The organism is Sanguibacter keddieii DSM 10542, from assembly GCF_000024925.1.
GTDB classification, from domain to species: domain Bacteria; phylum Actinomycetota; class Actinomycetes; order Actinomycetales; family Cellulomonadaceae; genus Sanguibacter; species Sanguibacter keddieii.
In genome coordinates, this window is the sequence record NC_013521.1 from 4,165,326 (window position 1) to 4,186,198 (window position 20,873).

At 73.0% G+C, this 20,873-nt stretch carries 19 protein-coding genes; 8 read left to right on the forward strand and 11 right to left on the reverse strand.

All coding sequences use genetic code 11. The features are described 5' to 3' along the window. Positions 1–4 precede the first annotated feature (4 nt). Both SKED_RS18315 and SKED_RS18320 read right to left on the reverse strand, forming a co-directional pair. The gene (locus tag SKED_RS18315) at positions 5–1,864 is read right to left on the reverse strand and encodes a glycoside hydrolase family 15 protein (protein WP_012868676.1); all 1,860 of its coding nucleotides are present in this window, start codon (positions 1,862–1,864) and stop codon (positions 5–7) included. Between the two features lie 155 nt (positions 1,865–2,019). Next, on the reverse strand, positions 2,020–2,418 hold the full coding sequence (locus tag SKED_RS18320; RefSeq protein ID WP_012868677.1) for a DUF3817 domain-containing protein: 399 nt from the start codon (positions 2,416–2,418) through the stop codon (positions 2,020–2,022). A gap of 129 nt (positions 2,419–2,547) precedes the next feature. Here SKED_RS18320 and SKED_RS18325 point away from each other — a divergent pair, with 129 nt between their 5' ends. Both SKED_RS18325 and SKED_RS18330 read left to right on the forward strand, forming a co-directional pair. Further along, entirely contained in the window at positions 2,548–2,778 is a 231-nt protein-coding gene (locus SKED_RS18325; protein ID WP_012868678.1) for a hypothetical protein, read from the forward strand. Then, complete coding sequence (locus SKED_RS18330; RefSeq protein ID WP_012868679.1) at positions 2,775–3,200, forward strand: PIN domain-containing protein; 426 nt, start codon at positions 2,775–2,777, stop codon at positions 3,198–3,200. The genes SKED_RS18325 and SKED_RS18330 overlap by 4 nt, the downstream gene beginning before the upstream one ends. 19 nt (positions 3,201–3,219) lie before the next feature. Here SKED_RS18330 and SKED_RS18335 read toward each other — a convergent pair whose 3' ends face one another. The 7 genes from SKED_RS18335 to SKED_RS18365 form a co-directional block, all read right to left on the reverse strand. Next, positions 3,220–3,888 carry a DUF998 domain-containing protein gene (locus SKED_RS18335; protein WP_012868680.1) on the reverse strand — a complete coding sequence of 223 codons (669 nt, stop codon included), beginning with the start codon at positions 3,886–3,888 and terminating at the stop codon, positions 3,220–3,222. Positions 3,889–3,942: 54 nt separating this feature from the next. Beyond that, complete coding sequence (locus SKED_RS18340; protein ID WP_012868681.1) at positions 3,943–4,815, reverse strand: ABC transporter ATP-binding protein; 873 nt, start codon at positions 4,813–4,815, stop codon at positions 3,943–3,945. Between the two features lie 59 nt (positions 4,816–4,874). Beyond that, positions 4,875–5,996, reverse strand: a complete 1,122-nt coding sequence (gene fepG, locus SKED_RS18345) for an iron-enterobactin ABC transporter permease (protein ID WP_012868682.1) — start codon at positions 5,994–5,996, stop codon at positions 4,875–4,877. Continuing rightward, complete coding sequence (fepD, locus tag SKED_RS18350) at positions 5,993–7,117, reverse strand: Fe(3+)-siderophore ABC transporter permease (protein WP_012868683.1); 1,125 nt, start codon at positions 7,115–7,117, stop codon at positions 5,993–5,995. The genes fepG and fepD overlap by 4 nt, the downstream gene beginning before the upstream one ends. A gap of 14 nt (positions 7,118–7,131) precedes the next feature. Further along, entirely contained in the window at positions 7,132–8,007 is an 876-nt protein-coding gene (locus SKED_RS18355) for a siderophore-interacting protein (RefSeq protein WP_012868684.1), read from the reverse strand. Further along, entirely contained in the window at positions 8,004–9,026 is a 1,023-nt protein-coding gene (locus SKED_RS18360) for an ABC transporter substrate-binding protein (protein WP_245534590.1), read from the reverse strand. The genes SKED_RS18355 and SKED_RS18360 overlap by 4 nt, the downstream gene beginning before the upstream one ends. Before the next feature lie 127 nt (positions 9,027–9,153). Further along, the gene (locus SKED_RS18365; protein WP_245534591.1) at positions 9,154–9,978 is read right to left on the reverse strand and encodes a helix-turn-helix domain-containing protein; all 825 of its coding nucleotides are present in this window, start codon (positions 9,976–9,978) and stop codon (positions 9,154–9,156) included. Between the two features lie 112 nt (positions 9,979–10,090). Between SKED_RS18365 and SKED_RS18370 the strand changes: the two genes are divergently transcribed. From SKED_RS18370 to SKED_RS18385, 4 genes are all read left to right on the forward strand, one after another. Beyond that, on the forward strand, positions 10,091–11,965 hold the full coding sequence (locus SKED_RS18370; RefSeq protein WP_143755840.1) for an ABC transporter transmembrane domain-containing protein: 1,875 nt from the start codon (positions 10,091–10,093) through the stop codon (positions 11,963–11,965). Next, positions 11,962–13,842 (forward strand): ABC transporter ATP-binding protein, encoded by a 1,881-nt coding sequence (locus tag SKED_RS18375; RefSeq protein WP_012868688.1) that lies wholly within the window; start codon positions 11,962–11,964, stop codon positions 13,840–13,842. The genes SKED_RS18370 and SKED_RS18375 overlap by 4 nt, the downstream gene beginning before the upstream one ends. Before the next feature lie 39 nt (positions 13,843–13,881). Then, positions 13,882–14,394, forward strand: coding sequence for a MarR family winged helix-turn-helix transcriptional regulator (locus tag SKED_RS18380; protein ID WP_012868689.1), 513 nt, complete (start codon positions 13,882–13,884; stop codon positions 14,392–14,394). Positions 14,395–15,081: 687 nt separating this feature from the next. Further along, positions 15,082–16,239, forward strand: a complete 1,158-nt coding sequence (locus SKED_RS18385; protein WP_143755842.1) for a hypothetical protein — start codon at positions 15,082–15,084, stop codon at positions 16,237–16,239. Positions 16,240–16,353: 114 nt separating this feature from the next. Here SKED_RS18385 and SKED_RS18390 read toward each other — a convergent pair whose 3' ends face one another. Both SKED_RS18390 and pcp read right to left on the reverse strand, forming a co-directional pair. Continuing rightward, positions 16,354–16,527 carry a CsbD family protein gene (locus tag SKED_RS18390; RefSeq protein WP_012868691.1) on the reverse strand — a complete coding sequence of 58 codons (174 nt, stop codon included), beginning with the start codon at positions 16,525–16,527 and terminating at the stop codon, positions 16,354–16,356. Between the two features lie 325 nt (positions 16,528–16,852). Further along, positions 16,853–17,494, reverse strand: a complete 642-nt coding sequence (pcp, locus tag SKED_RS18395) for a pyroglutamyl-peptidase I (protein WP_012868692.1) — start codon at positions 17,492–17,494, stop codon at positions 16,853–16,855. 523 nt (positions 17,495–18,017) lie between these two features. Here pcp and SKED_RS19310 point away from each other — a divergent pair. Continuing rightward, positions 18,018–19,760, forward strand: a complete 1,743-nt coding sequence (locus SKED_RS19310; RefSeq protein WP_012868693.1) for an HNH endonuclease signature motif containing protein — start codon at positions 18,018–18,020, stop codon at positions 19,758–19,760. Positions 19,761–19,930: 170 nt separating this feature from the next. Further along, positions 19,931–20,863, forward strand: a complete 933-nt coding sequence (locus SKED_RS18410) for a phosphotransferase family protein (RefSeq protein WP_012868694.1) — start codon at positions 19,931–19,933, stop codon at positions 20,861–20,863. Positions 20,864–20,873 lie beyond the last annotated feature (10 nt).

Genomic DNA, 20,873 nt, shown 5'->3' on the forward strand with positions numbered 1-20,873 from the left:
CCCGTCAGCCCGCGTCGCCGCCGACCGCGAGCGCCGCCTGCACGAGCGCGAGGTGGCTGAGCCCCTGCGGCAGGTTGCCGAGGAACTCGCCGGTGGTGGCGTCGATCATCTCGGACCAGATGCCGACGTCGTTGGCCTGCTCGAGGAGCTCGTCCATCCACGCGGCGGCCTCGTCGCGGCGTCCGACGTGCGCGAGGGCGGCGACGCCCCAGAAGGCGCAGGCCACGAAGGTCGCCTCCTCCTGTGGCATGCCGGTGTACCGGTAGAGCAGCGGGCCCGCGCCGAGCTCCCGGCGGAGGGCGTCGACGGTCGAGCTCATGCGCTCTCCCCGGTCGAACCCGCTCATGGCGTGCAGGAGGATCGACGCGTCGAGGTCGGTGCTCCCGGGGTACATGACGTACGCGCCGAGCTCCTCCGACCAGCACTCGGTCTCGACCCAGGTGCGGATGCGCTCGGCCTCGGCACGCCAGCGGTCCGGCACGCCGGGGATCTGGCCGAGCTCGGCCAGGTGCACGGCGCAGGTGAGCGCCTGCCAGCAGCCGAGCTTGGAGGTGGTGTAGTGACGCTCCTCGGTGAGCTCCCAGATCCCGGCGTCGAGGCGGTGCCAGGCGTCACAGGCCTCGTCGGCGATCGACGCGAGCAGGCGTCCGGTCTCGGCGTCGAGGAGGTTGCCGGCGTCGACGTAGCCGCGGACCACGCCGAGCAGGTCGCCGTACACGCCGAGCTGGAGCTGCTGGTCGGCGCGGTTGCCGTCGACCACAGGCCCGATCCCGCGCCACCCGGGGACCTGTGCCTCCTGGTGGTCGCCGGGCAGGCTGCCGTCGAGGCCGTAGAACACCCGCATGTCGGACTCGCGCAGGGTGGTGAGCGTCCAGCTGATCGCCGCGTGCGTCTCCTCGGTGAGCCCGAAGCCGATGAGGGCGTCGACCGTGTACGCGGTGTCGCGCAGCCACGAGTAGCGGTAGTCCCAGTTCTTGCCGCCGGCGAGGCTCTCGGGCAGCGACGTGGTCGCTGCGGCGGCGATGGCTCCTGACGGTGCGTAGATGAGGAGCTTGAGCGCGAGGGCGCTGCGCTGGACGGCCTTGCCCCAGCGGCCGTCGTAGTGGAACGCCTGCGTCCAGGCACGCCAGTTGTCGACGGTCCGGTCGACGCCCTCGTCGACCGCCTCCGGGGTGGGGAGGAACACGGGCTCGCGGCCGGTGCCGACGAGCCCCAGGGTGTGCCGGGACCCGGGCTCGGTGCTGAAGGCACCCGAGACCGACTGGTCGGCGGCCACGCAGGTGGTCTCGCCGAGCAGGCGGACCGACAGCGTGACGCCGTCGACCCGCAGCACAGGCCCGTGGACCGTGTCCTGGACCCAGGGCGAGGCGGTGTTGAAGACGGTCCCCGGGCGCACCGCCCAGGCCATGGGGACGGTGCCACTGAGGCCCTCGACGCGTCGTGCGAGCTCCGTCCACGGCAGTCGCCCGGCGACCCCGGTGCTGAGCGAGTCGGTGACCTTGACCGAGCCGGTCGCGGTGGTGAAGGTCGTCTCGAGCACGTTGGTCCCCACCACGTACTGCCGGTGGACCTGGAACTGCTGGGTCGGCGCGAGCTCGAGGCACCCGCCGTCCTGCCCGTCGAGCAGGGCGGCGAACGCGGGCCGGGAGTCGAGGTTCGGTACCGGGAACCAGTCGATGCGGCCGTCGTCGGCGACGAGCGCGACCGTGCGACCGTCGCCGATCGCGGCGTAGGAGCGCAGCGGGACGTAGCCGTCGGAGCGGGGCGACGGGTCTCGGGGCTGGTCGCGGTCGCGGTGCCCTGAACCTTCGACGTTGTCTCCGGCGTCGCCGTCGAGGTTGCCGAGATCGGGCTGCTCGGTCATCGTGCCTCTTCCGTCCAGGGTGAGAAAAAGAGCCTGCGCACGGTGTGCGCGAGGCTCTCTCTCATGGTCGGGCGGGTGGGGTCACCTCGCAACCGGCGGGACCCGCGGCGTCGAACCGGCCGGGCGCGGCGACACGTTCCGGCAAGGTGCCGAGGTCAGACTCGGACGCTGTCGTCGTCACGATCGCGGTCGGCACTGCTGCTGCCGCTCGGGAGCGCCGCGCCCGCGGTGCGGTGCTCCGGTGCTGCCAGCAGCTGGTGGCGGCGCGCCCACACCTCGAAGACGAGGGTCATGAGCGGGGGGACGCTCGCCGCGAGCGCCACGAAGGCGACCTTCCAGGACCAGCGGAGCCGCACCGCGGCGACGAGGGCGACGACCACGTAGAGGACGAACACCCCGCCGTGCAGGCGGCCGAACAGCCAGACGCCCTGGTCGGTGGTCTCCGTGACGTACTTGAGGAACATGCCGACCAGCAGGCCGGCCCAGGTGAAGGCCTCCACGAGGGCGACGACGGAGAACACGCGTCCGACGGTGGACGGGCGGGGCGAGGGCATGGTGGAGGTCCTGTTCGTGGAGGGTCGGCAGACCGGGCGGGCAGGTCGTCCGAGGATCCTACGGCGCGAGGCTGAGAGTCGACCCAGGGCCCCCTCCCCTGAGGTTCAGATCGCCGATATGATCGAACGATGAGCACCGAGACGAGCGGGTACCGACGCTTCTCTGCCACTGCGCCGGGGGACTTCCTCGACGAGGTCACGGCGGAGATCCCCAAGGGCAAGTTCTCCGCGTGGGTCTTCGAGGCGATGCGCGAGAAGCGCGAGCGGGACAACCTCGCAGCGCTCGTCGCGGAGATGGACGACGCGCACGGCCCAGCAGACGACACCGCCGTCGCCCGGGCAGCCGAGCTCCTGGGATGACCACCGCGCCCAGGACCGTCGTGCTCGACTCCGGAGGGCTCTCGGGTGCGGCCACCCACGACCCCGGCCTGCACGCCCTGCTGACAGCCGCGGTGCGGCTGGGGAGCCGGGTCGTCGTGCCTGCCGTCGTACTGGCCGAGACCATCACCGGACGCCGGTCTGACGCCGCCGTCTGGCACACGGTGAACCGTCTGGTCGTCGAGGACCTCACCCGTGACGTCGCCGCGGAGGCGGGAGCCCTCCGGGAGAGGGCCGAGGGCGTCCGCGCGAAGAAGAAGGACCTGACGGTCGACGCCCTCGTCGCTGCCACCGCTCGCAGACATGCCCCGTCGCTGGTCGTCACGTCCGACCCCGGAGACCTGGAGCTGCTGTGCGACGGCGCGGACGTCGTCGTGCTCCACCCCAGGCACGCCGGGGCCTGAGGCCCCCGGCCGCCGCGAGTCAGGCGGCGAGAGGCCGCCCCGCCCGCCGCCGACGCCGGAGCGCGGCGACCACGACGAGGGGCCACAGCGACTGGGCACCCGCGACGAGGCGCTCGGTGAGCCCGGTGAGCGCGCCGTCGTCGGGCGTGACCTGCTGCAGCTCGGCGACGAAGACGCCGACCAGACCGAGCAGCACCACCGAGGCGGGGATGGCGACCTTCGGCGAGAGCACACCGCTCTCTCCCCGGCGTGCCGCGAGCGCGGGCCACAGACCCAGGGCGCCGAAGCCGACGGCGGCCGAGATGCCGTGCAGCTGGGAGTGGGTGTCGGAGGGGAACATCGCGACGGCGAAGGTCGCGAGCCCGCCGAGCACGAGGAACGCCCGGCCGGCGGTCGGCACGTCCCGCAGGCCCGCCGCGGTGACGCAGTGCGCGACGCCCGTGACCGCGAGCCCCGCACCCATCACCCAGGGCGCGACCATGCCGGCGGTCGCGAGGTCGCTGATGGTGTCGCGCACCGGGTCGAAGGACGGCTGCAGCGCCGCCGACAGTGTCCACGCGCCGATCATCGACACTGGGGCGACCACCGCCGAGACGAGCGCCCACCAGGGGACGCGGTGCGGGTGGGCAGCACCAGCCGCGTGCGCGGTCGGTCCGGTCGGGGGTGGCGTCGAGCCGCTGGCGGTCATCGGACCACTATCGGTGCCGCGGCACTCTCGCGCGACCGCGACCGGTCCTGCCTGCTACGCCTCCGGCTCCTCCGCGGTGTGCGGGCGGCCGAGCGGGATGACGAGGGGGGTCTTGCTGACCGGGTCCTCGATGATCATGCAGCGCAGGCCGAAGACCTCCTCGACGAGCTCCGCGGTGATGATCTCCTCGGGCCGCCCCTGGGCGACGACGGCGCCGTCCTTCATGGCGATGAGGTGGGTCGCGTAGCGGCAGGCGTGGTTGAGGTCGTGCAGCACGGCGACGAGGGTGTGGCCGCGGCGGTTGAGGTCCCCGAAGAGCTCGAGCAGCTCGATCTGGTGGGCGATGTCGAGGAAGGTCGTGGGCTCGTCGAGGAGCAGCAGCGGCGTCTCCTGCGCGAGCACCATGGACACCCAGACGCGCTGACGCTGCCCGCCCGACAGCTCGTCGACCAGGCGCCCGGACAGCGCGGTGACCTGCGTGGCCTCGAGCGCCCGGACCACCGACGCCTCGTCCTCGACGGACCACTGCCGGAGCAGCTTCTGGTGCGGGTAGCGGCCGCGGGCCACGAGGTCGGCGACGGTGATGCCGTCGGGCGCGATCGACGTCTGCGGCAGCAGGCCGAGGCGGCGTGCGACCTCCTTGGCCTTGTAGGACGTGATGGCCTCGCCGTCGAGCACGACCTGCCCCTCGGAGGGCTTGAGCAGGCGGGACAGCGCACGCAGCAGGGTGGACTTGCCGCAGGCGTTCGGCCCGACGATCACCGTGAAGGAGTCGTCGGGGATCTCGACGCTCAGGCCCTTCGACACCGGGTGCTCGGAGTACCCGATGGTGACGCCCTCGGCGCGGAGCCTCGGGCCCGCGACGCCCTGAGGGCTCCCCGCTGCGCTTGTCGAGCTGCTGGTGGTGCCGAGCACGTCGGTGGTCATCTGGGTGGTCTCTCTGCGCGGGGTCGGGGGAAGGAGCTCTGGTGCTCTGTCGCGTCGTCTCACTGCCGTCGCGCCTCTCGGGCGAGCAGCCACACGAGGTAGCAGCCGCCGACGCTCACGGTGACGACGCCGACGGGGAGCTGGGTCGGTGCGAACACCCGCTGCGCGGCGAGGTCGCTCACCACCAGCAGGAGTGCACCGAGCACGGCGGAGGGCAGCATCGCGACCGACGGGCTGCGGGTGAGGCGCCGCGCGAGCTGCGGGGCGGCCAGCGAGATGAAGGCGATGGGCCCGGCGGCCGCGGTGACGAGCGCGGTGAGCGCCACACCCACCACGAGCATGGCGAGCCGGGTCGGCTCGGTGCGGACGCCGAGGGCCTGGGCGGCGTCGTCACCCATCTCGAGGATCCCCATGCGTCGGCTGAGCACCACGAGGGCGGGCACCAGGACGACCAGGATGATGACGACCGGACCCACCTGCGCCCACGAGAGCCCGTTGAGGGAGCCGGCGCCCCAGGTCGCCGCGCTCATGGCCTTCTCGAGGTCGGCCTTGATGATGAGCCAGGTGTTGACTGAGGCGAGGACGGCGCTGATCGCGATGCCCACGATGATCAGCCGGAACCCTTGCGCCCCGCCGCGGTAGGCGAGGGCGTAGACGAGACCGGCGGTCACGAGGCCGCCGACCATCGCGCCGGCGGCGATGTCGTAGTACGAGCCGCCGAGCAGCAGGATGACCACGAGCGCACCGGTGTACGCACCGGTGTTGAAGCCGATGATGTCGGGGCTGCCGAGCGGGTTGCGGGTCATCGACTGGAAGATCGCACCGCTCGCGCCGAGCGCGGCGCCGAGCAGCAGCGCGAGGAGCACGCGGGGCAGCCGCCAGTCGACGACGACCATGCGCACCACCGACGTGGTCTCACCGAAGAGGGCCTGCAGGACGTCGGGGACGGCCACCTCGTAGTCGCCGACGCCGAGGGCGACGAGACCGACGCCGAGCGCGACGACCGTGAGGGAGACGAGCACCACGAGGGTGCGCACGTCGACCCGGCCGGACAGCCGGCCCCGGGCGAGCCGGAGCGTCCAGGTCGGTCGCCCGCTGCTGACGCGCGAGACCGCACCTGGCGTGGGAGGTGTCTGACCGGGCGTCGGTGTCGCCCCGGCCTGCTGGAGGTCGGTGCTCACAGCCCGCTCACCTTCCGTCGTCGGACGAGCCAGATGAGGACGGGCGCCCCGACGAAGGCCGTGACGATGCCCACCTGCAGCTCGCCGGGTCGCAGCACCACACGCCCGACGACGTCGGAGACGAGCAGCAGCGTCGGTGCCATGACGAGCGTGTACGGCATGATCCAGCGCTGGTCGGGCCCGACGAACCAGCGGGCGACGTGCGGGACCATGAGCCCGACGAAGCCGATCGGCCCGGCGGCCGCGGTGGCCGCGCCGCACAGCAGCGTGACGCCCACGACGACCCACACCCGGGTGCGGACGAGGTTCGCCCCGAGGGAGCTGGCGAGGTCGTCGCCGAGCGCGACCGCGTTGAGCGGCCGGGCGACGAGGAGCGCGACGAGCGTCCCGGCGACGATGAACGGGGTGACGGTCGCGACCATCTCCCACGTGCGGTTGCTCAGGGTCCCGGCTCCCCAGAACCGCATCGCGTCGAAGACACGCGGGTTGAGCAGCGTGATGCCCGACGAGATCCCTCCGAGGACCGCGCCGATGGCGATCCCGGCGAGGGTGAGCCGGACCGGGGTGGTCCCCCCGCGGCCCATCGACCCGATGACGTAGACGACCACCGTCGTGACCACGGCCCCGACGAAGGCGAACCAGATGTACTGCTGGATGCTCACCACGCCGAAGACGGCGACACCCACGACGACGGCGAACCCGGCTCCCGCGTTGACCCCGAGGATCCCGGGGTCGGCGAGCGGGTTGCGGGTCAGCGCCTGGATCATCGCGCCCGAGAGCCCGAGGGCGATGCCGACGAGGAGCCCGAGCACGGTCCGTGGCGCGCGCATGTCGCGCACGATGATGTGGTCGTTCGACCCGTCGGGCGAGAACAGCCCGCTGAGGACCGTGCCGAAGGGGATGGTCTTGGACCCGACGGCGAGGCTGAGCAGCAGCGCGACGGCGAGCACCCCGACGAGCACGAGCAGCCAGAAGGTCCGGGTCGCGTTGGTGTGGGCGACACCGGCGGGGGCTGTCGCAGCCTCGGGCAGCTCGCCACCCGCTGCGGTCACCGGACCACCCGGGGGCAGGTGCCCGCCGGGCGGCTGGGTGCCGGTGTCTCTCGTCGAGGTCGTCGTCATCGTCTGTCCCTGCCCTACAGCCCGAGCGTCTCGAGCGTCGCGAAGTACTCGTCTTCGATCTCCTCGACCGCACGGCCCTCGTCGTCCCAGAGCCGCATGAGCCACTGCTTGGTCTCGGCGTCGACGGCGTCCCAGCGCTCGGTCCACTCCTCGACCTTGTCGGTCCAGTAGCCGATGACCTTGTACGCGGAGCCCGGGAGCCCCCGCTCGTGGCGCAGGTGCTTGCGGACGGTGCGCATGACCTTGGCCTCGCCGGCGAACCACACGTAGCCGACGCCGTCGGGCAGGTCGACGGACCGCAGGATCTCGTCGAGGCGCGACTGGCTGTGCCCGTTGCCACCGTAGACCCAGACGACGTCGACGTCGGGCCGGCCGAGCTCCTGGTGGTGGGAGGCGTCCGGCACCTCGACGATCACGCGGGTCCGCACGCCGGCGGGAGCCTGGTCGACCAGCCGTCCGACGGCGGGCAGCCCCGTCGCGTCGGCGAGCAGCAGCTGCCACTCGAGACCCTCGGGTGGGCTGTAGAGCCCGCACGGCGAGTTGAGGCCGACGACGTCGCCGACCGTGGCGCGCTGCGCCCAGGTCGCCGCGACGCCGCCCTCGTGCACCACGAAGTCGACGGTCAGCGTGCCGGCCGCCGGGTCGACGGCGCGCACGGTGTAGGTGCGCATCGGCGACGGCGTGACGCCCTCGGGGTAGTCCCAGCTGTTCTCGGTGGCGAAGGGCAGCACGGGCTCGCGCTCGCCCGGCTCGGGGAGGAACACCCGGAGGTACTCGTCCCCGACACCGGTCGACACGAAGTCGGCGACGTCCTCGCCGCCGAGCACGATGCGGATCATCCCGGCGGTGACCCGCTCGGTCCGGACGACCTCGGCACGGAAGATCTTCACGGCAGCAGCGCCTTCTCGACCTCTTCGAGGAAGGCGTACTGGCCGGACGGCGAGCCGTAGATCATCTCGAGGTCGCTCGTGAAGATCTGACCCTCCGTGACGAAGGGCAGCTGCTGCCAGACGGCGTTGCCGGCGAGCGCCTCGAAGGAGTCGGCGAAGCTGCCGTCGGTCTCGGGCGGCATGGACGTGAAGACGGCGTCGATCCCCTCGAGCTGGCCGACCTCCTCGAAGCTGAGGTAGGCACCCTCGCCGTCGGAGAGCGGCGTGATGTCGAGGCCGAGGTCGTCGAAGACGAGGCAGGGCGTGCCGTAGCAGGACACGGTGACCTGGTCGTCGTTGACGCCGACCGAGCCGACCACGGGGTCGAGCCCTGCCGCGTCGAGGCGGGCCCGGATGTCGTCGACCTTGGCCTGGTACTTCTCAGTCCAGGCGTCGTGCTCGGCGGTGCGGCCGAGGGCCTCGGCGAGGGCCTCGAACTTCACGCGCCAGTCGCTGCCGTCGAACCCGTTGAAGGAGTACGTGGGGGCGATCTCGGAGAGCTTCTCGCCGATGCTCTCGTCGTAGCCGAGGCCGTTGACCACGAGGTCCGGCTGCGCGGCGAGGATCGACTCGTAGCTGAACTCCGGGAAGTTCGTGAACGGCGTGATCCCCTCGAGGGCCTCCTGGTCGAAGAACGACGGGAAGGTCGAGTAGCCGTTGTCGCGGATCGGCTGGCTCTGGGCCAGCGGGACGCCGAGCGTGATGAGCATGTCGAGGTCGGTCGTGTACATGCCGAGGGCGGCCTGCGGGTCGGTCGGCAGGGTGACCTCGCCGAACTCGCTGTCGACGGTGCGCGTCGCGCTGCCGGTCGCGGCGGACGTGCCGTCGGCGCTGGTCGCGGCGTCGCTCGTGGTCGAGCAGGCGGTGAGCAGCATCGCGGCGACGCCAGCAGCGGCGAGCGCGACGGAGGTGCGCGGCGCAGCAGACGGCAGGGCGCGTGACTGGGCGCGTGTCAGGGCAGGCGGCATGACTCGTGACATGAGGGTCCTTCGGTCGAGGCGGTAGGCCTGGTGCGTCGGGATCCGCGGCCAGGGGCCGGCGTCCGCGCTACTTAGGCTTACCTACCCTAACTTTAGCCTCAGGGCCGGAGAAGGTGTCCAGTACGTCTCACAGGCCAGACGGTGTCGCAGACCGGCCTGCGCTCGTCGCCGGCCCGCCCGAGGCCCGGCCGTCCGCGCCTGGCGCCCCGCCGTCCAGGGCGCGAGCAGCACCGTGCGCCGCAGCAGCGCCGTACCACCCGGGCGTGTGCCCGAGGACCCTGCGGAAGGACTGCACGAAGGCGCTCGGCGTCGAGTAGCCGACACGGCGGCTCACGGTCCCGACGGAGAGCCCGGAGGCCAGGAGGCCGACCGCGAGCCGTACCCGCGCGTGCACCCGCCACTGGGCGAAGGTCATCCCGGTCTCCCGGTGGAACAGGCGGGAGAGGTTGCGGACGCTCACCGACACCTCGGTGCCCCAGTCGTCGAGGGAGCGACGGTCGCCGGGATCGTCGAGCAGCGCCCTCGCGATGCTCGCGAGCCGTGCGTCCGTGGGCATCGGCAGCACCATGGGCGACATGTCGACGGCCTCGAGGAGCGCGACCGCGAGCGCCGCAGAGGCGTCTCGGACCTCGGCGCGCATGGGCTCGGCCGCCATGTGGACGAGGAGCTCGCGGAGCAGCGGTGTGACGGTGACGGCGGTGGTGCGGCCGGTGAACTCGGGTCGGACGTCGGCGTCGACGTAGGTGCACCAGAACCCGGTGCCTCCCGCGCACTGGACGGCGTGGGCGACACCGGCGGGGATCCACAGGCCGAGGACGGCCGGGACCATGAAGTAGCCGTCGGCGGTCTCGACGGTCAGGACCCCCTCGGCGCCCCAGAGGAGCTCGTGGACGTCGTGGCTGTGGGAGTCCCAGCGGTCGGGGCCGCTGGGCGGGAAGTGACGCGAGCTCACCGAGCGCACCCGTGGGGCTGGCGGGTCCAGAGCCGCCGGCTGGCCGATCATCGACATAGGTCGGCACGGTATCCCATTGAGGCCATGATGAGGTAAGCCTAAGGTAACTCGCATGCCTCCCCGTCGCGTGGACCCGTCGCGCCCGCAGAGATCCCCCGTACCCGACGCCTCGGGATGGTCCGCCGCCCGGCTCGTCCGCTACTCGCTCCTCGGGGCACGCCGAGGCCGGCTTCTGGGGGTCGGGAGCGTCGGCCTCATGCTGCACCAGGTGAGCGAGGCCCTCGTCCCGGTGGTCGTCGGCGCCGTGGTCGACCAGGCGATCGTCCCGCGGGACGGCGGTGCGCTGGTCCGCTGGCTCGGTCTGCTCGTCGTCGTGTTCACCGTCCTGACCCTCGCCTGGCGCACCGGGATGCTCGCGACCATGCGCGTGTACGCCTACGGGCAGCACGACCTGCGCGACCTCGTCGTCCACCGGACCCTGGACCCGCGCGGCGCCGTCGCGCCCCGCGCCCCGGGCGAGGTGCTGAGCATCGCGACCTCGGACACCTCTCGGGTGGCGGGGACCGCGTGGATGGTCGCCGAGTGCCTCGGCGCCGTCGCCGCGGTGGTCACCGTGGCCGTGTCGCTGCTGCTGGTGTCGGTGCCCCTCGGCCTCGCCGTGCTGGTGGCGACACCGCTCGTCCTCGTGGTGATGCACCGGCTGTCCGTCCCGCTCGAGAGCCGCAGCGCCCGCGAGCAGGAGGCCGCCGCGCGCGCCGGGACCCTCGCGACCGACTCGATGACAGGGCTGCGGGTCCTCAAGGGACTCGGCGCCGAGGACGCCGCGGTCGCCCGCTACCGCGCGGCGAGCAGGGGCTCGCTCACCGCCGCGCTGCGCGCTGCCCGCGCCAAGGCCGCCTACACGTCGCTCAGCGCCGCGCTCTCCTCGGTGTTCCTCGCCGGGATCGCCCTCGCTGCCGGGTGGATGGCGCTGCGCGGTTCGATCACCACGGGCGAGCTCGTCATGGTGGTGGGGCTCGCCCAGCTCGTCCAGAACCCCATGTCCGCCCTCGGGTTCCTCGGGGTCGACCTCGCGCAGCGGCGCGCGTCCGCCCAGCGGCTGCGCGCCCTCCTGGCCGACCCGCACCTGCTGCTCGACGGCGGCGACGGCACGCCTGCCTCCCCAGACGGCGCGCCGGGACCGGCGGAGGTCCTGATCAGCGTCCGCGGGACCCGGACGGTGGCGCGCGCAGCCGTGCCGAGCACCGAGGGCACCGCAGACGACAACGCCGTGGACTCCGGAGACACCGTGGACTCTGCCGAGGTCCCGCTCCGGCCCGGCGACGTCGTCGGCGTGGTCGCGCACGACCACGCCTCCGCGCAGCACCTGGTCGACGCGCTGGGGCTGCGCGCCGTGCCGGTCGCCGGGCTGGCGTCCGTCCGCGGCACCGACCTCGCCGACGCGGACCCGTCGACCGTCCGCACGACGGTCTTCGCCGCCGAGCACGACGCGGCCGTCCTCGCCGGCACGGTCCGGGACGTCGTCCGGTCGACCGGGTCGGACGCCGCCGCGACCGGCACCGGCGCTGCCGGCACAGGCTCAGCCTCTGGGGCGACCAGCCTCGACGAGCGTGTCGTGGCCACCTCCGGCCTCGCCGAGGTGCTCACCCACCTGCCCACCGGGCTGGACAGCCCTGTCAGCCCGCGCGGCCACAACCTCTCGGGCGGGCAGCGTCAGCGCCTGGTGCTGGCGCGCGCGCTGCACCGGCCCGAGCCGGTCCTCGTGCTGCACGACCCGACGACGGCGGTCGACTCGGTCACCGAGGCGGCGATCGCCGCCGGCCTGCGGGACTTCCCCGACAAGGCGGTGCTGGTCGTCACCACCAGCCCGGCGCTGCTCGCCGCCTGCGACACCGTCGTGCACCTGGGGCCGGTCGCGCCCCCGGACGCTGCCGACGACGCCGCCCCCCGACCCGACCGCAGCACCGACCTCGAGGTGGTCGCATGAGCACCGGGACCGCACCAGGACCGACCAGCGCCGCGCCGCACCCCGCCGTACCCCAGTCCGCCGCCACCCACTCCCCGCTGCCGGTCGCGACGACCCGGCAGACCCGGCGGGCCATGTGGCAGCTGCTGCGCGTCCGTCGGGCCCGGCTCGCAGCGACCTCTGCCGTGCTGCTGCTCGCCGCCGTGTGCGGGCTGGCGACCCCCGCGCTGCTGGGGGTGCTCGTGGACCACGTCGTCGAGGGCGAGCCCACGTCCTCGCTGGTGACGGTCGCTGTCGGCCTGCTGCTCGCGGGCCTCGCGGCGGCCGGCCTGGGCATGGTCGGTCGCGTGATGCTCGCGACGCTCTGCGAGGGTGCGCTCGCGGACCTGCGCGAGGACGTGCTCGGTGCTGCGGTGGCCCTGCCCGTCGCCCGGGTCGACGCGGCCGGGACGGGGGACGTCGTCTCCCGTGTCTCGGGCGACGTCGAGGCGGTGAGCGAGGCCATCACCGGCGTGCTCCCGGCCTTCACGTCCGCGGCCCTCACCATCGCCCTGACCCTCGTCGGCCTCGGGGCCCTCGACTGGCGGTTCGCGGTGGCAGCCGTGGTCGCCGCGCCGCTCCAGGCCTTCGCGCTGCGCTGGTTCCTGGCCCGTTCGGGCCCCGTGTACCGCGAGGTGCGCGTGGCGGAGGCCGAGCGCACCGAGCAGGTCATCGAGACCGTGTCGGCCCGCCGCACCGTCGTCTCCCTCGGCCTGGGCGCCCGGCACGAGCAGCTGGTCGCCGACCGGTCGCGCCGCGCCATCGGGCTCTCGGTCCACGCGACCCGGCTGCTCACCCGGTTCTACAACCAGCTCAACGCCGCCGAGCTCGTCGGCCTCGCCTCCGTCCTCACGGTCGGGTACTGGCTCGTGGGCGAGGGCACGGCCACCGTCGGGGCCGCGACCGCGGCAGCGCTGTTCTTCTACCGGCTGTTCGACCCCATCGGCACGGTGCTCGGGCAGGTGGACGAGCTCCAGAAGGCCGGGGCAGGCCTCGCCCGGCTCTTCGGGCTGACGCTCCTGACGTCGTCGTCGGAGGAGGAGCCGGCCTCAGGGCGGGCATCAGCGCGGGCGACGTCGGAGCCGTCGTCGCCGGAGCCGTCGTCGTCCGAGCCGTCGTCGTCCGAGCCGTCGTCTCCACCCGCCCCGGGCTCACCGCTCGTGGTGATCGACGACGTGAGCTTCGACTACGGCGAGCGTCGCGTGCTCGACTCGGTGTCGCTGACCGTGCGAGCGGGCGAGCACGTCGCGCTCGTCGGGGCCTCCGGGGCCGGCAAGACCACCCTCGCCTCGATCGTGCTCGGCATCCACCCTCCGGCGGCCGGCAGCCTGACGGTCGCGGGGCAGTGGCCTCCGCCGCCGCGGACCACGGTGCTGGTGAGCCAGCAGGTGCACGTCTTCTCCGGGACCCTCGCCGAGGACCTCCGGCTCGCCGCGCCGGAGGCCACGGACGACGAGCTGCTCGCCGCGCTCGCCCGCGTCGGGGCCTCGTGGGCGCCGGCACTCGGCCTGGAGACGGCGGTCGGGGCCGGCGGTCACGAGCTCAGCGCCGACCAGGCGCAGCAGCTCGCGCTGGCCCGTCTCGTCCTGACCGACCCACCCCTCGCAGTCCTCGACGAGGCCACGGCCGAGGCGGGGTCCGGGTCGGCCGCGTCGCTCGACACGGCTGCCCGTGCCGCGCTCGAGGGCCGGACTGCGATCGTCATCGCGCACCGGCTCAGCCAGGCGGCCGACGCGGACCGCGTCGTGGTGCTCGACGCCGGGCGGGTCGTGGAGTCCGGGAGCCACCAGGACCTCGTCGAGGCGGGTGGCACCTACGCGCGTCTCTGGGAGGCGTGGGTGGCGGGTCACCGGCGGTGAATTATTTGAAGAATCAAGCAAATGGGCTATCGTGGACGCATGACCGACCCGACCGCACCCCAGGACCCTCGCTGGCTCTCCGCCGACGAGAACCTCACCTGGCTGCGCCTGTCCGAGGTCATCATCCGGCTCCCGTCGGCGCTCGACGCCCAGCTCACTCGTGACGCGGGGATCAGCTTCTACGAGTACATGGTCCTCGCCATGCTGTCCGAGCAGGACGACCGGACCCTGGGCATGGGGCAGCTCGCCCGGCTGACCAGCGGGTCGCTGTCGCGCCTGTCGCACGTGGTCAAGCGCCTCGAGAAGCAGGGCTTCGTCCGCCGCGAGCCGAGCGTCCGCGACCGTCGGCACACCAACGCGATCCTCACCGAGGCGGGTCTCGACAAGATCGTCGCGACCGCCCCGGGACACGTCGAGAACGTCCGCAGCCTCGTCTTCGACGCGCTGACCCCAGAGCAGTCGCACGGGCTCCGCGACGCCACGTCCCTGATCCGCGACCAGATCGACCCCACCGACGAGTGGAAGATCGCCCCGGACTCCCCGACCGCCTGACCACGGTCAGCTCTGAGCTGGGCTGGGCAGGCCCGAGACCGGTCAGGCCGGGCCAGGCCGGGTCGTCTGGGCCTCGCGCCCTGTCGCCGCCGGGCACCCCTCACTTCACCCGGGGACTCCAGCCCATCCGGGCCCCTCGCCTCCGCGCCGCGGACGCTGCACACTGTGACGATGAGCGCCACGCCTCCGCCGCCGCCGCCCGACGAGCCCCAGCCCGACGTGCCGCGTCCGCCAGCGCCTGGCGCACCGAGCCAGCCCTCGACCGCTCCCCCGGGACCGGCTGCGCCGACTCCCCCGCCGACGCCACCTGGCCCTCCTGCGCCACCTGCCCCTCCGGCGGCACCGCCGGCTCCGGCAACGCCGCCGGTCCAGCACGGGCACCAGCCGGCACCCGGTCACGGCTACGGGCAGACGCACGCGCCGGAGACCCCTCGCGGCCAGCACGGGGCTCACGCACCGCAGGCGCCCTACGCACCGCCGTCACCTCGGGGCACTGCGGGCGGGTACCAGCAACCTCGTCCCCAGCAGCCCCGTCACCAGCAGCCGTCGACAGGACCAGCGTCGACGGGATCACCCCAGCACGCAGGCTACGGACCTCCGCAGACCGCGGCCCCGCAGAGCCCCTGGGCCGCCACAGCCACCCGCCCACCTCGTCGATCGCGCCGCTGGGTCGTCGCGTTCGGCGTGGTGATCGTGCTCGCACTCGGCGGCGGCACCACCGTGGCGCTCGTCGACCGCGCGAACGAGCAGCGGGCCGCGCAGGAGCTGGCCGACCAGCAGGCCCGTGAGGCACGAGAGGCGGAGGAGCTCGCCGCAGCCGAGGAGGCGTACGACACCGCCGTCGCCGACCTCGACGAGCGCATCACGTCGCTCGGCACCCTCGCCACCGACGTCGACACCGCCCTGACGACCGCCGGAGAGGACACCGACGCCGCCGCCACGCTCCTCGACGCCGCCGCGGCCGACGTCGTCCCCGCAGCAGAGCGCGCGGCGCTCGACACCGCACGGACCGACCTCGCCACCACGCTCGACGGGTGGGGAGAGACATGGGACGCCCCCGAGAAGCCCGCCGAGCGCCCCACCACCACTGCGGAGATCCTCGAGGCGACCGAGGATGTCGAGGCCGACACAGCGACGGTCGACACGATGCTCGCCGAAACCCAGGACGCGCTCGACGTCGTCGAGACGCAACGGGTCGGGCTGACCGACGCCGCCGAGGCGCTGCTCGCGACGGTCCCGGGGACCTCGCAGTTCTACCTCGACACGAACCCGGTGGCGACCAACGCGTCGCGCTCGGACATGCAGGTCGCGGCGGACGGGGTTCTCGCCTCGTGGTCGACGTCAAGCAGCACCGAGCTGGCCGGGTTCACCGCGGCAGCACAGGCCGTCGCGACGTCGCAGGTGGACCAGGAGTGGCTCCTCGCCCACCCCGTGCACCCCGCACGGCCGGAGATCGAGGCCTTCGCGCGGTCCCTGTCGGGTGGCGTGCCGATCGACTTCAGCTGGGCGCCGGAGGTCAACGGCGCCGGACCGGACGGGAACTCGGGCGGCCTCGCCACCTGGACCACCGCCCAGTACGGCTACTCGACCATCCAGCTCTCCGACAACGTCGCGGAGCTGTGGCCCGACATCGGGATCCAGGCCCTCGTCGTCCACGAGACCGGCCACGCGATCACGAGCAAGTGCTACGACCTCTACGCTGCCCCGCCGTTCAACAGCGACGACGAGATGTTCGCGACCTCGTGGGCCATCAGCATGGGGTACGACGACGGCAACGGCTCGGGCGAGTGGGCCTACGGCCGACCGAGCGACGAGCAGATCGCCGCTGCCTACGGGTGCCGCTGAGCGGCTGGGGCTGAGCCCGTCTGCGTCTGGGCGAAGGTGGTCCGCCTTCCCCCAGACGCAGGCGAGCCCGCCCCGAGGAACTGGGGCGGGCTCGAGAAGCTGTGGTTCGGACGATCAGTCGCGGAACACGTCCTTGACGTTCTCGCCGGCCTTCTTGGCGGAGGCTGCCGACTGGTCGGCCTTGCCCTCTGCCTCGAGGCTCTCGTTGTTGGTGACAGAGCCGGTCGCTTCCTTGACCTTGCCCTTGGCGTCTTCTGCTGCGTTCTTGATCTTGTCACCAAGTCCCATGAGGGCCTCCTTAGGTTGTCCGATACCTCGACGCTACGTCCCCGGGACAGACCTCGCATCCTGAAGGGCGGGTGGCTTTCTGAGCCTCCACACGTCCTGCACGAACGGCTGGGAAGGGCACAGTTCTGCGGGTCTCGCATGTCGAGAGCGGAGATGGTGGCGATGCGGCGGGTGGAGGCGCGAGGCGGGTGGAGGTGCCAGGCGGGCGGAGGCGCAGGGCGGGTCGGAGCGGAGCGGGCGGAGGCGCAGGGCGGGGCGGGGCGGAGGCGCAGGGCGGGCGGTGGTCCAGGGCGTCGGAGCCGGGGCCCCTCGGCGCGCCGTCCGCTCAGTGCGTCGTGCCGCCGGTGACGCGGAGGTCGTCCGTGGTCGACAGCGTCGTGCGCACCACGGCGTCCAGCCCGGCCGCGACGGCCTCGAGCGACATGCTCGGGTGGCGGGTACCGGCGGCCTGCTCCGGGGTGAACGGCACGTGCACGAAGCCGCCGCGGGCACCGGGTCGTGCGGTGAGCTCGTGCACCACCCGGTAGAACACGTGGTTGCACACGAAGGTCCCCGCCGTCTGCGAGACGGACGCGGGGACGCCCGCCTCGGTCATGGCGGCGACGCACGCCTTGACGGGCAGCGTCGAGAAGTACGCGGCAGGTCCGCCGTCGACCACGGGCTCGTCGACCGGCGCGTAGCCGCCGTTGTCGGGGATGCGGGCGTCGTCGACGTTGATCGCGACCCGTTCGACCGTGACGTCCGGACGTCCGCCGGCCTGCCCCACGGCGATCACCACGTCAGGCTGCGCGCTCGCGATCGCGTCCGCGAGGGCCGGGCCAGCGGTCCGGAAGTCGACCGGGAGCTCGAGGGTCACGAGCTCGGCCGGGCCGTCCCAGTGCGAGGCGAGCAGCTGGACGGCCTGCCACGACGGGTTCACGGCCTGCCCGCCGAAGGGCTCGAAACCGGTCAGGAGGACGACTGCCACGGGGATCACCTCGGTGGTCTGGGAGGGAGGGGCGGGAGAGCGCGGGAGGACGAGCGTGCGGAGGTGCTTGAGCGGGCGGGCGGGAGAGGAGGCGGAGCGGGCAGGCGGGCGGGCGGGCAGAGTGAGGGAGGACGGGATCGTGCGGTGCCCAGGCTACGGGGTGAAGGTGGCTGTGGCGGGCGGGGTCGCGGGGTGCTGCTGGGTCTGGTGCGGCGGGGCGGGGCTCGGGGGGCGGGGCTCGGGGGGCGCGACAGCCGCAATTCGGGTACCGGGGGCAAGGTCAGCAGCGGCCCGGCTCGTCGTGTGTGTCAGTGGTGATCCGTAGAATTGGGATATGTCGACGGAACCTCTGAAACCTCGCGGAACGCACGGCCTCGGCCGTGCTGTGCCAGCAGGTCCTGAGCCGCTGGCAGGCACAGAGCCGTCGGAGTCTGCTGGTTTCGCCCTCGTGCGGAAGGCGGCGCTCAGGGAGCGGGCGGCGAAGGCGGTGACTGCGACGGCATCGCCAGCAGGTCTGGACGAGATGACGCTCGCGCAGGCGAATGATCGTCTGGGTGACATGTTCGATGCGGTGGTGGCGGGGTTCGCCGAGGTGGCTGCTGCGCAGGCGCGGGCGGCTGAGCGTGTGGAGGAGCTGCGGCGGTGGTCTTCGGTGGTCGCTGAGGTGGCCGCGCGGCACCGGGGCAAGGAGCGGGCCGACGTGATGGATCTTCGTGACGCGCAGCGGTCGGCGGTTGCTGAGCTGGGGTGCGCGCTGCGCCTGCCCGAGCGGTCAGCGGACGCTCTGCTGGTCGAGTCGCAGGCCCTGGTGCATGAGCACCCCGCCACGATGGCCGCGCTGCGCGAGGGTGCGGTGTCTTACCGGCATGCGCAGACGGTCCTGGACGCGACCATGGGCCTGGACGAACCATCGGTCCGGGAGCTCGACGCGTTGCTGGCCCAGAAGGCCCAGACGTTGACGGTCTCTCGCCTCAAGACTGTCGCCCGGCGTGAGCGTGAGCGCCGCGACTCGCGCCCGCTGGTCGAGCGCCACCAGGTCGCAGCCCAAGACAGGCACGTCGAGCTGCACCCGTGCGGGGACGGCATGGCATGGCTGCACCATCTGCTGCCTGCGGTCCAGGCCACCGCGATCTTCCACCGGTTGACCGACATCGCCGTCTCCGTCCAAGGCCCCGACGAGCCCCGCACCCTGGCACAGCTGCGCGCCGACGCCAGCGTCGACCTGCTCCTCGACGACGACGCACGGGCGGCCTTGATGGCTGCACCCTGCGACGCCGGACAGATACCGGCAGGTGAGACCCCCACGGCCACCTCGGGCACGAACACGGGCGCAGGCACGGGTTCAGTCACGACCGCCCGCCTGGGCAAGCACACCGGTTCGGACACGAGCACGGGCACGGGCACGGGCACGGGCACGGGCACGGGCACGGGCACGGGCCGAATGATCGACAGCAGCGCCGTGGGCACCGCCGTCATGACTGACACCGCGGACCACCACACCACCGGAGGGCCGACTCAGTCCATCGCGGGCATCGCCGACCGTGTCTCCCTTGGTGGTATCAAGCCTCAGGTCGCGGTCACGATCCCCGTCATGACCCTCCTCGGTCACTCCGAGGAGCCCGGAGACCTCGCCGGACACGGACCCATCGACGCAAACACCGCCCGACGCCTCGCAGCGCAGGCGCCGAGCTTCCTGAGGATCCTGACCCACCCCGAGACCGGAACCGTGCTCTCAGTCGGCCGTGACCGCTACGCCGTCCCAGCAGACCTCAAGTCCTGGCTGCGCATCCGCGACGAGACCTGCCGATTCCCCGGCTGCTCACGCCGCGCACAACGCTGCGACATCGACCACGTGAAGGACTGGGCCCACGGCGGAACCACCGACCACCACAACCTCATCCACCTGTGCCGCCACCACCATCGTTTGAAGCACACCACCACCTGGACCGTCAGGACCGAACCGACGCAACGGCCACCGACCTGGCCACCGGACAGCGACTCAGGCCATCGCGACCCGGACCGGAGCTCAGGCGTTCGCGACCCAGACCACGCGAACCAGAACGGCCACGACGACCACGACCACGTAGCCCCCACTGCCGACGTCGTGCGCTGGACCGCGCCCACCGGACGCACCTACCTCGACCAAGCCGCCAGGCACATCGACGCGCAGGCTGACGCGCGCGCCGCAGTGCGGAGCGCCGCGACGACCGCCCGCCCCGGGTTCTTGGACGAGAGTCCCGAGCTGCCCGACGACCCACCCTTCTGAGCAGGTACGACTGGCGGACCGGGCCGCCTCACCGTGCGCCCCGCAGTCCGGCCCCGTCGGACTGGGTCAGAGGACGGCCTCTGGCACCGACGTGCTCCGGGTGCCACGCGTCGCCGACCTCTCGGCCGCTCGCCGCCCCCTAGGCTCTCGCCGCCCCCTACGCTGCAGTAATGAGCGATGGCGCCGACGAGACCGAGCGCGAGACGCAGGACGCACGGGCGCTCCGCGTCGTCCGGGAGCTCGGAGCCACCCCCACCACGGTCGACCGGCTGGGCGGGGTGGTGAACGTCGTGCTGCGGGTGGTGGGCGACGACGTCGACTGGGTCGTCCGCTCTCCCGTCGACCCTCGCAGGCCTGACGAGTTCCCGGTGGAGCGGTGGGCCGTCGAGGCAGCACGCACCTGCGGCGTCCCCGTCCCGGAGGTCCTGCACGTGGGCGTCTCACGAGGCATCCCCGTGATGGTCTCGCGCTACGTCGAGCCCGCCGCCGAGCCGGTCGCCCGACCCTGGTGGTGGCTCGGTCGGCACGCCTCGTCCGTCGCCGAGGCCGACCTCACCGATGCACCCGACGGGGTCTTCTCCCGCTTCGGCCGCGACCTCGACCACGCCTGGGCCGCGCACCTCGACTACAACCAGACGGCGCTCGGGCCGGACGACCCCCTGCTGGCAGACGGCGCGTACCAGCCCGACGACCTCCCCACCCTCCGCCGGTGGCTCCACGACCTCGACGACCTCGAGACGTCGCAGGGACTCGTGCACGGGGACCTCGCGCCGCGGAACCTCGTGTCCCAGGGCGCCGACGTCGCACCGGTCCTCCTCGACTGGGGCTCCGCGACGACCGGACCGGCGCCGTGGACCGAGCTCCAACGGAGCTTCCACGCCGTCGTCGTCGACCGGGAGCTGCCGTGGTCGACCCTCGTCGACCTCGCGGACGGGACGGGTACACCCCTCGACGACACCACGCTCCGCACGCTGCACCGGATGACCGCGCTGCGCCTGCTCGACCTGGCCCGCTGGGCGCGGGACCAGCGGGCGGACCTCTACCCGACGTACCGAGACAGCTGTGCGGCAGGCCTCGCCGTGCTCCAGGCCTGTCGGGGCTGACCGGTGGCGA

What these genes read in the sequence shown, in the direction of transcription:
- SKED_RS18325 (WP_012868678.1), top strand. Translation starts at nt 2,548, where the DNA reads ATGAGCACCGAGACGAGCGGGTACCGACGCTTCTCTGCCACTGCGCCG.
- SKED_RS18320 (WP_012868677.1), bottom strand. Translation starts at nt 2,418, where the DNA reads ATGCCCTCGCCCCGCCCGTCCACCGTCGGACGCGTGTTCTCCGTCGTC.
- SKED_RS19310 (WP_012868693.1), top strand. Translation starts at nt 18,018, where the DNA reads ATGACGCTCGCGCAGGCGAATGATCGTCTGGGTGACATGTTCGATGCG.
- SKED_RS18330 (WP_012868679.1), top strand. Translation starts at nt 2,775, where the DNA reads ATGACCACCGCGCCCAGGACCGTCGTGCTCGACTCCGGAGGGCTCTCG.
- SKED_RS18360 (WP_245534590.1), bottom strand. Translation starts at nt 9,026, where the DNA reads ATGTCACGAGTCATGCCGCCTGCCCTGACACGCGCCCAGTCACGCGCC.
- SKED_RS18380 (WP_012868689.1), top strand. Translation starts at nt 13,882, where the DNA reads ATGACCGACCCGACCGCACCCCAGGACCCTCGCTGGCTCTCCGCCGAC.
- SKED_RS18370 (WP_143755840.1), top strand. Translation starts at nt 10,091, where the DNA reads ATGCCTCCCCGTCGCGTGGACCCGTCGCGCCCGCAGAGATCCCCCGTA.
- SKED_RS18315 (WP_012868676.1), bottom strand. Translation starts at nt 1,864, where the DNA reads ATGACCGAGCAGCCCGATCTCGGCAACCTCGACGGCGACGCCGGAGAC.
- SKED_RS18340 (WP_012868681.1), bottom strand. Translation starts at nt 4,815, where the DNA reads ATGACCACCGACGTGCTCGGCACCACCAGCAGCTCGACAAGCGCAGCG.
- SKED_RS18335 (WP_012868680.1), bottom strand. Translation starts at nt 3,888, where the DNA reads ATGACCGCCAGCGGCTCGACGCCACCCCCGACCGGACCGACCGCGCAC.
- SKED_RS18410 (WP_012868694.1), top strand. Translation starts at nt 19,931, where the DNA reads ATGAGCGATGGCGCCGACGAGACCGAGCGCGAGACGCAGGACGCACGG.
- SKED_RS18375 (WP_012868688.1), top strand. Translation starts at nt 11,962, where the DNA reads ATGAGCACCGGGACCGCACCAGGACCGACCAGCGCCGCGCCGCACCCC.
- fepD (WP_012868683.1), bottom strand. Translation starts at nt 7,117, where the DNA reads ATGACGACGACCTCGACGAGAGACACCGGCACCCAGCCGCCCGGCGGG.
- SKED_RS18390 (WP_012868691.1), bottom strand. Translation starts at nt 16,527, where the DNA reads ATGGGACTTGGTGACAAGATCAAGAACGCAGCAGAAGACGCCAAGGGC.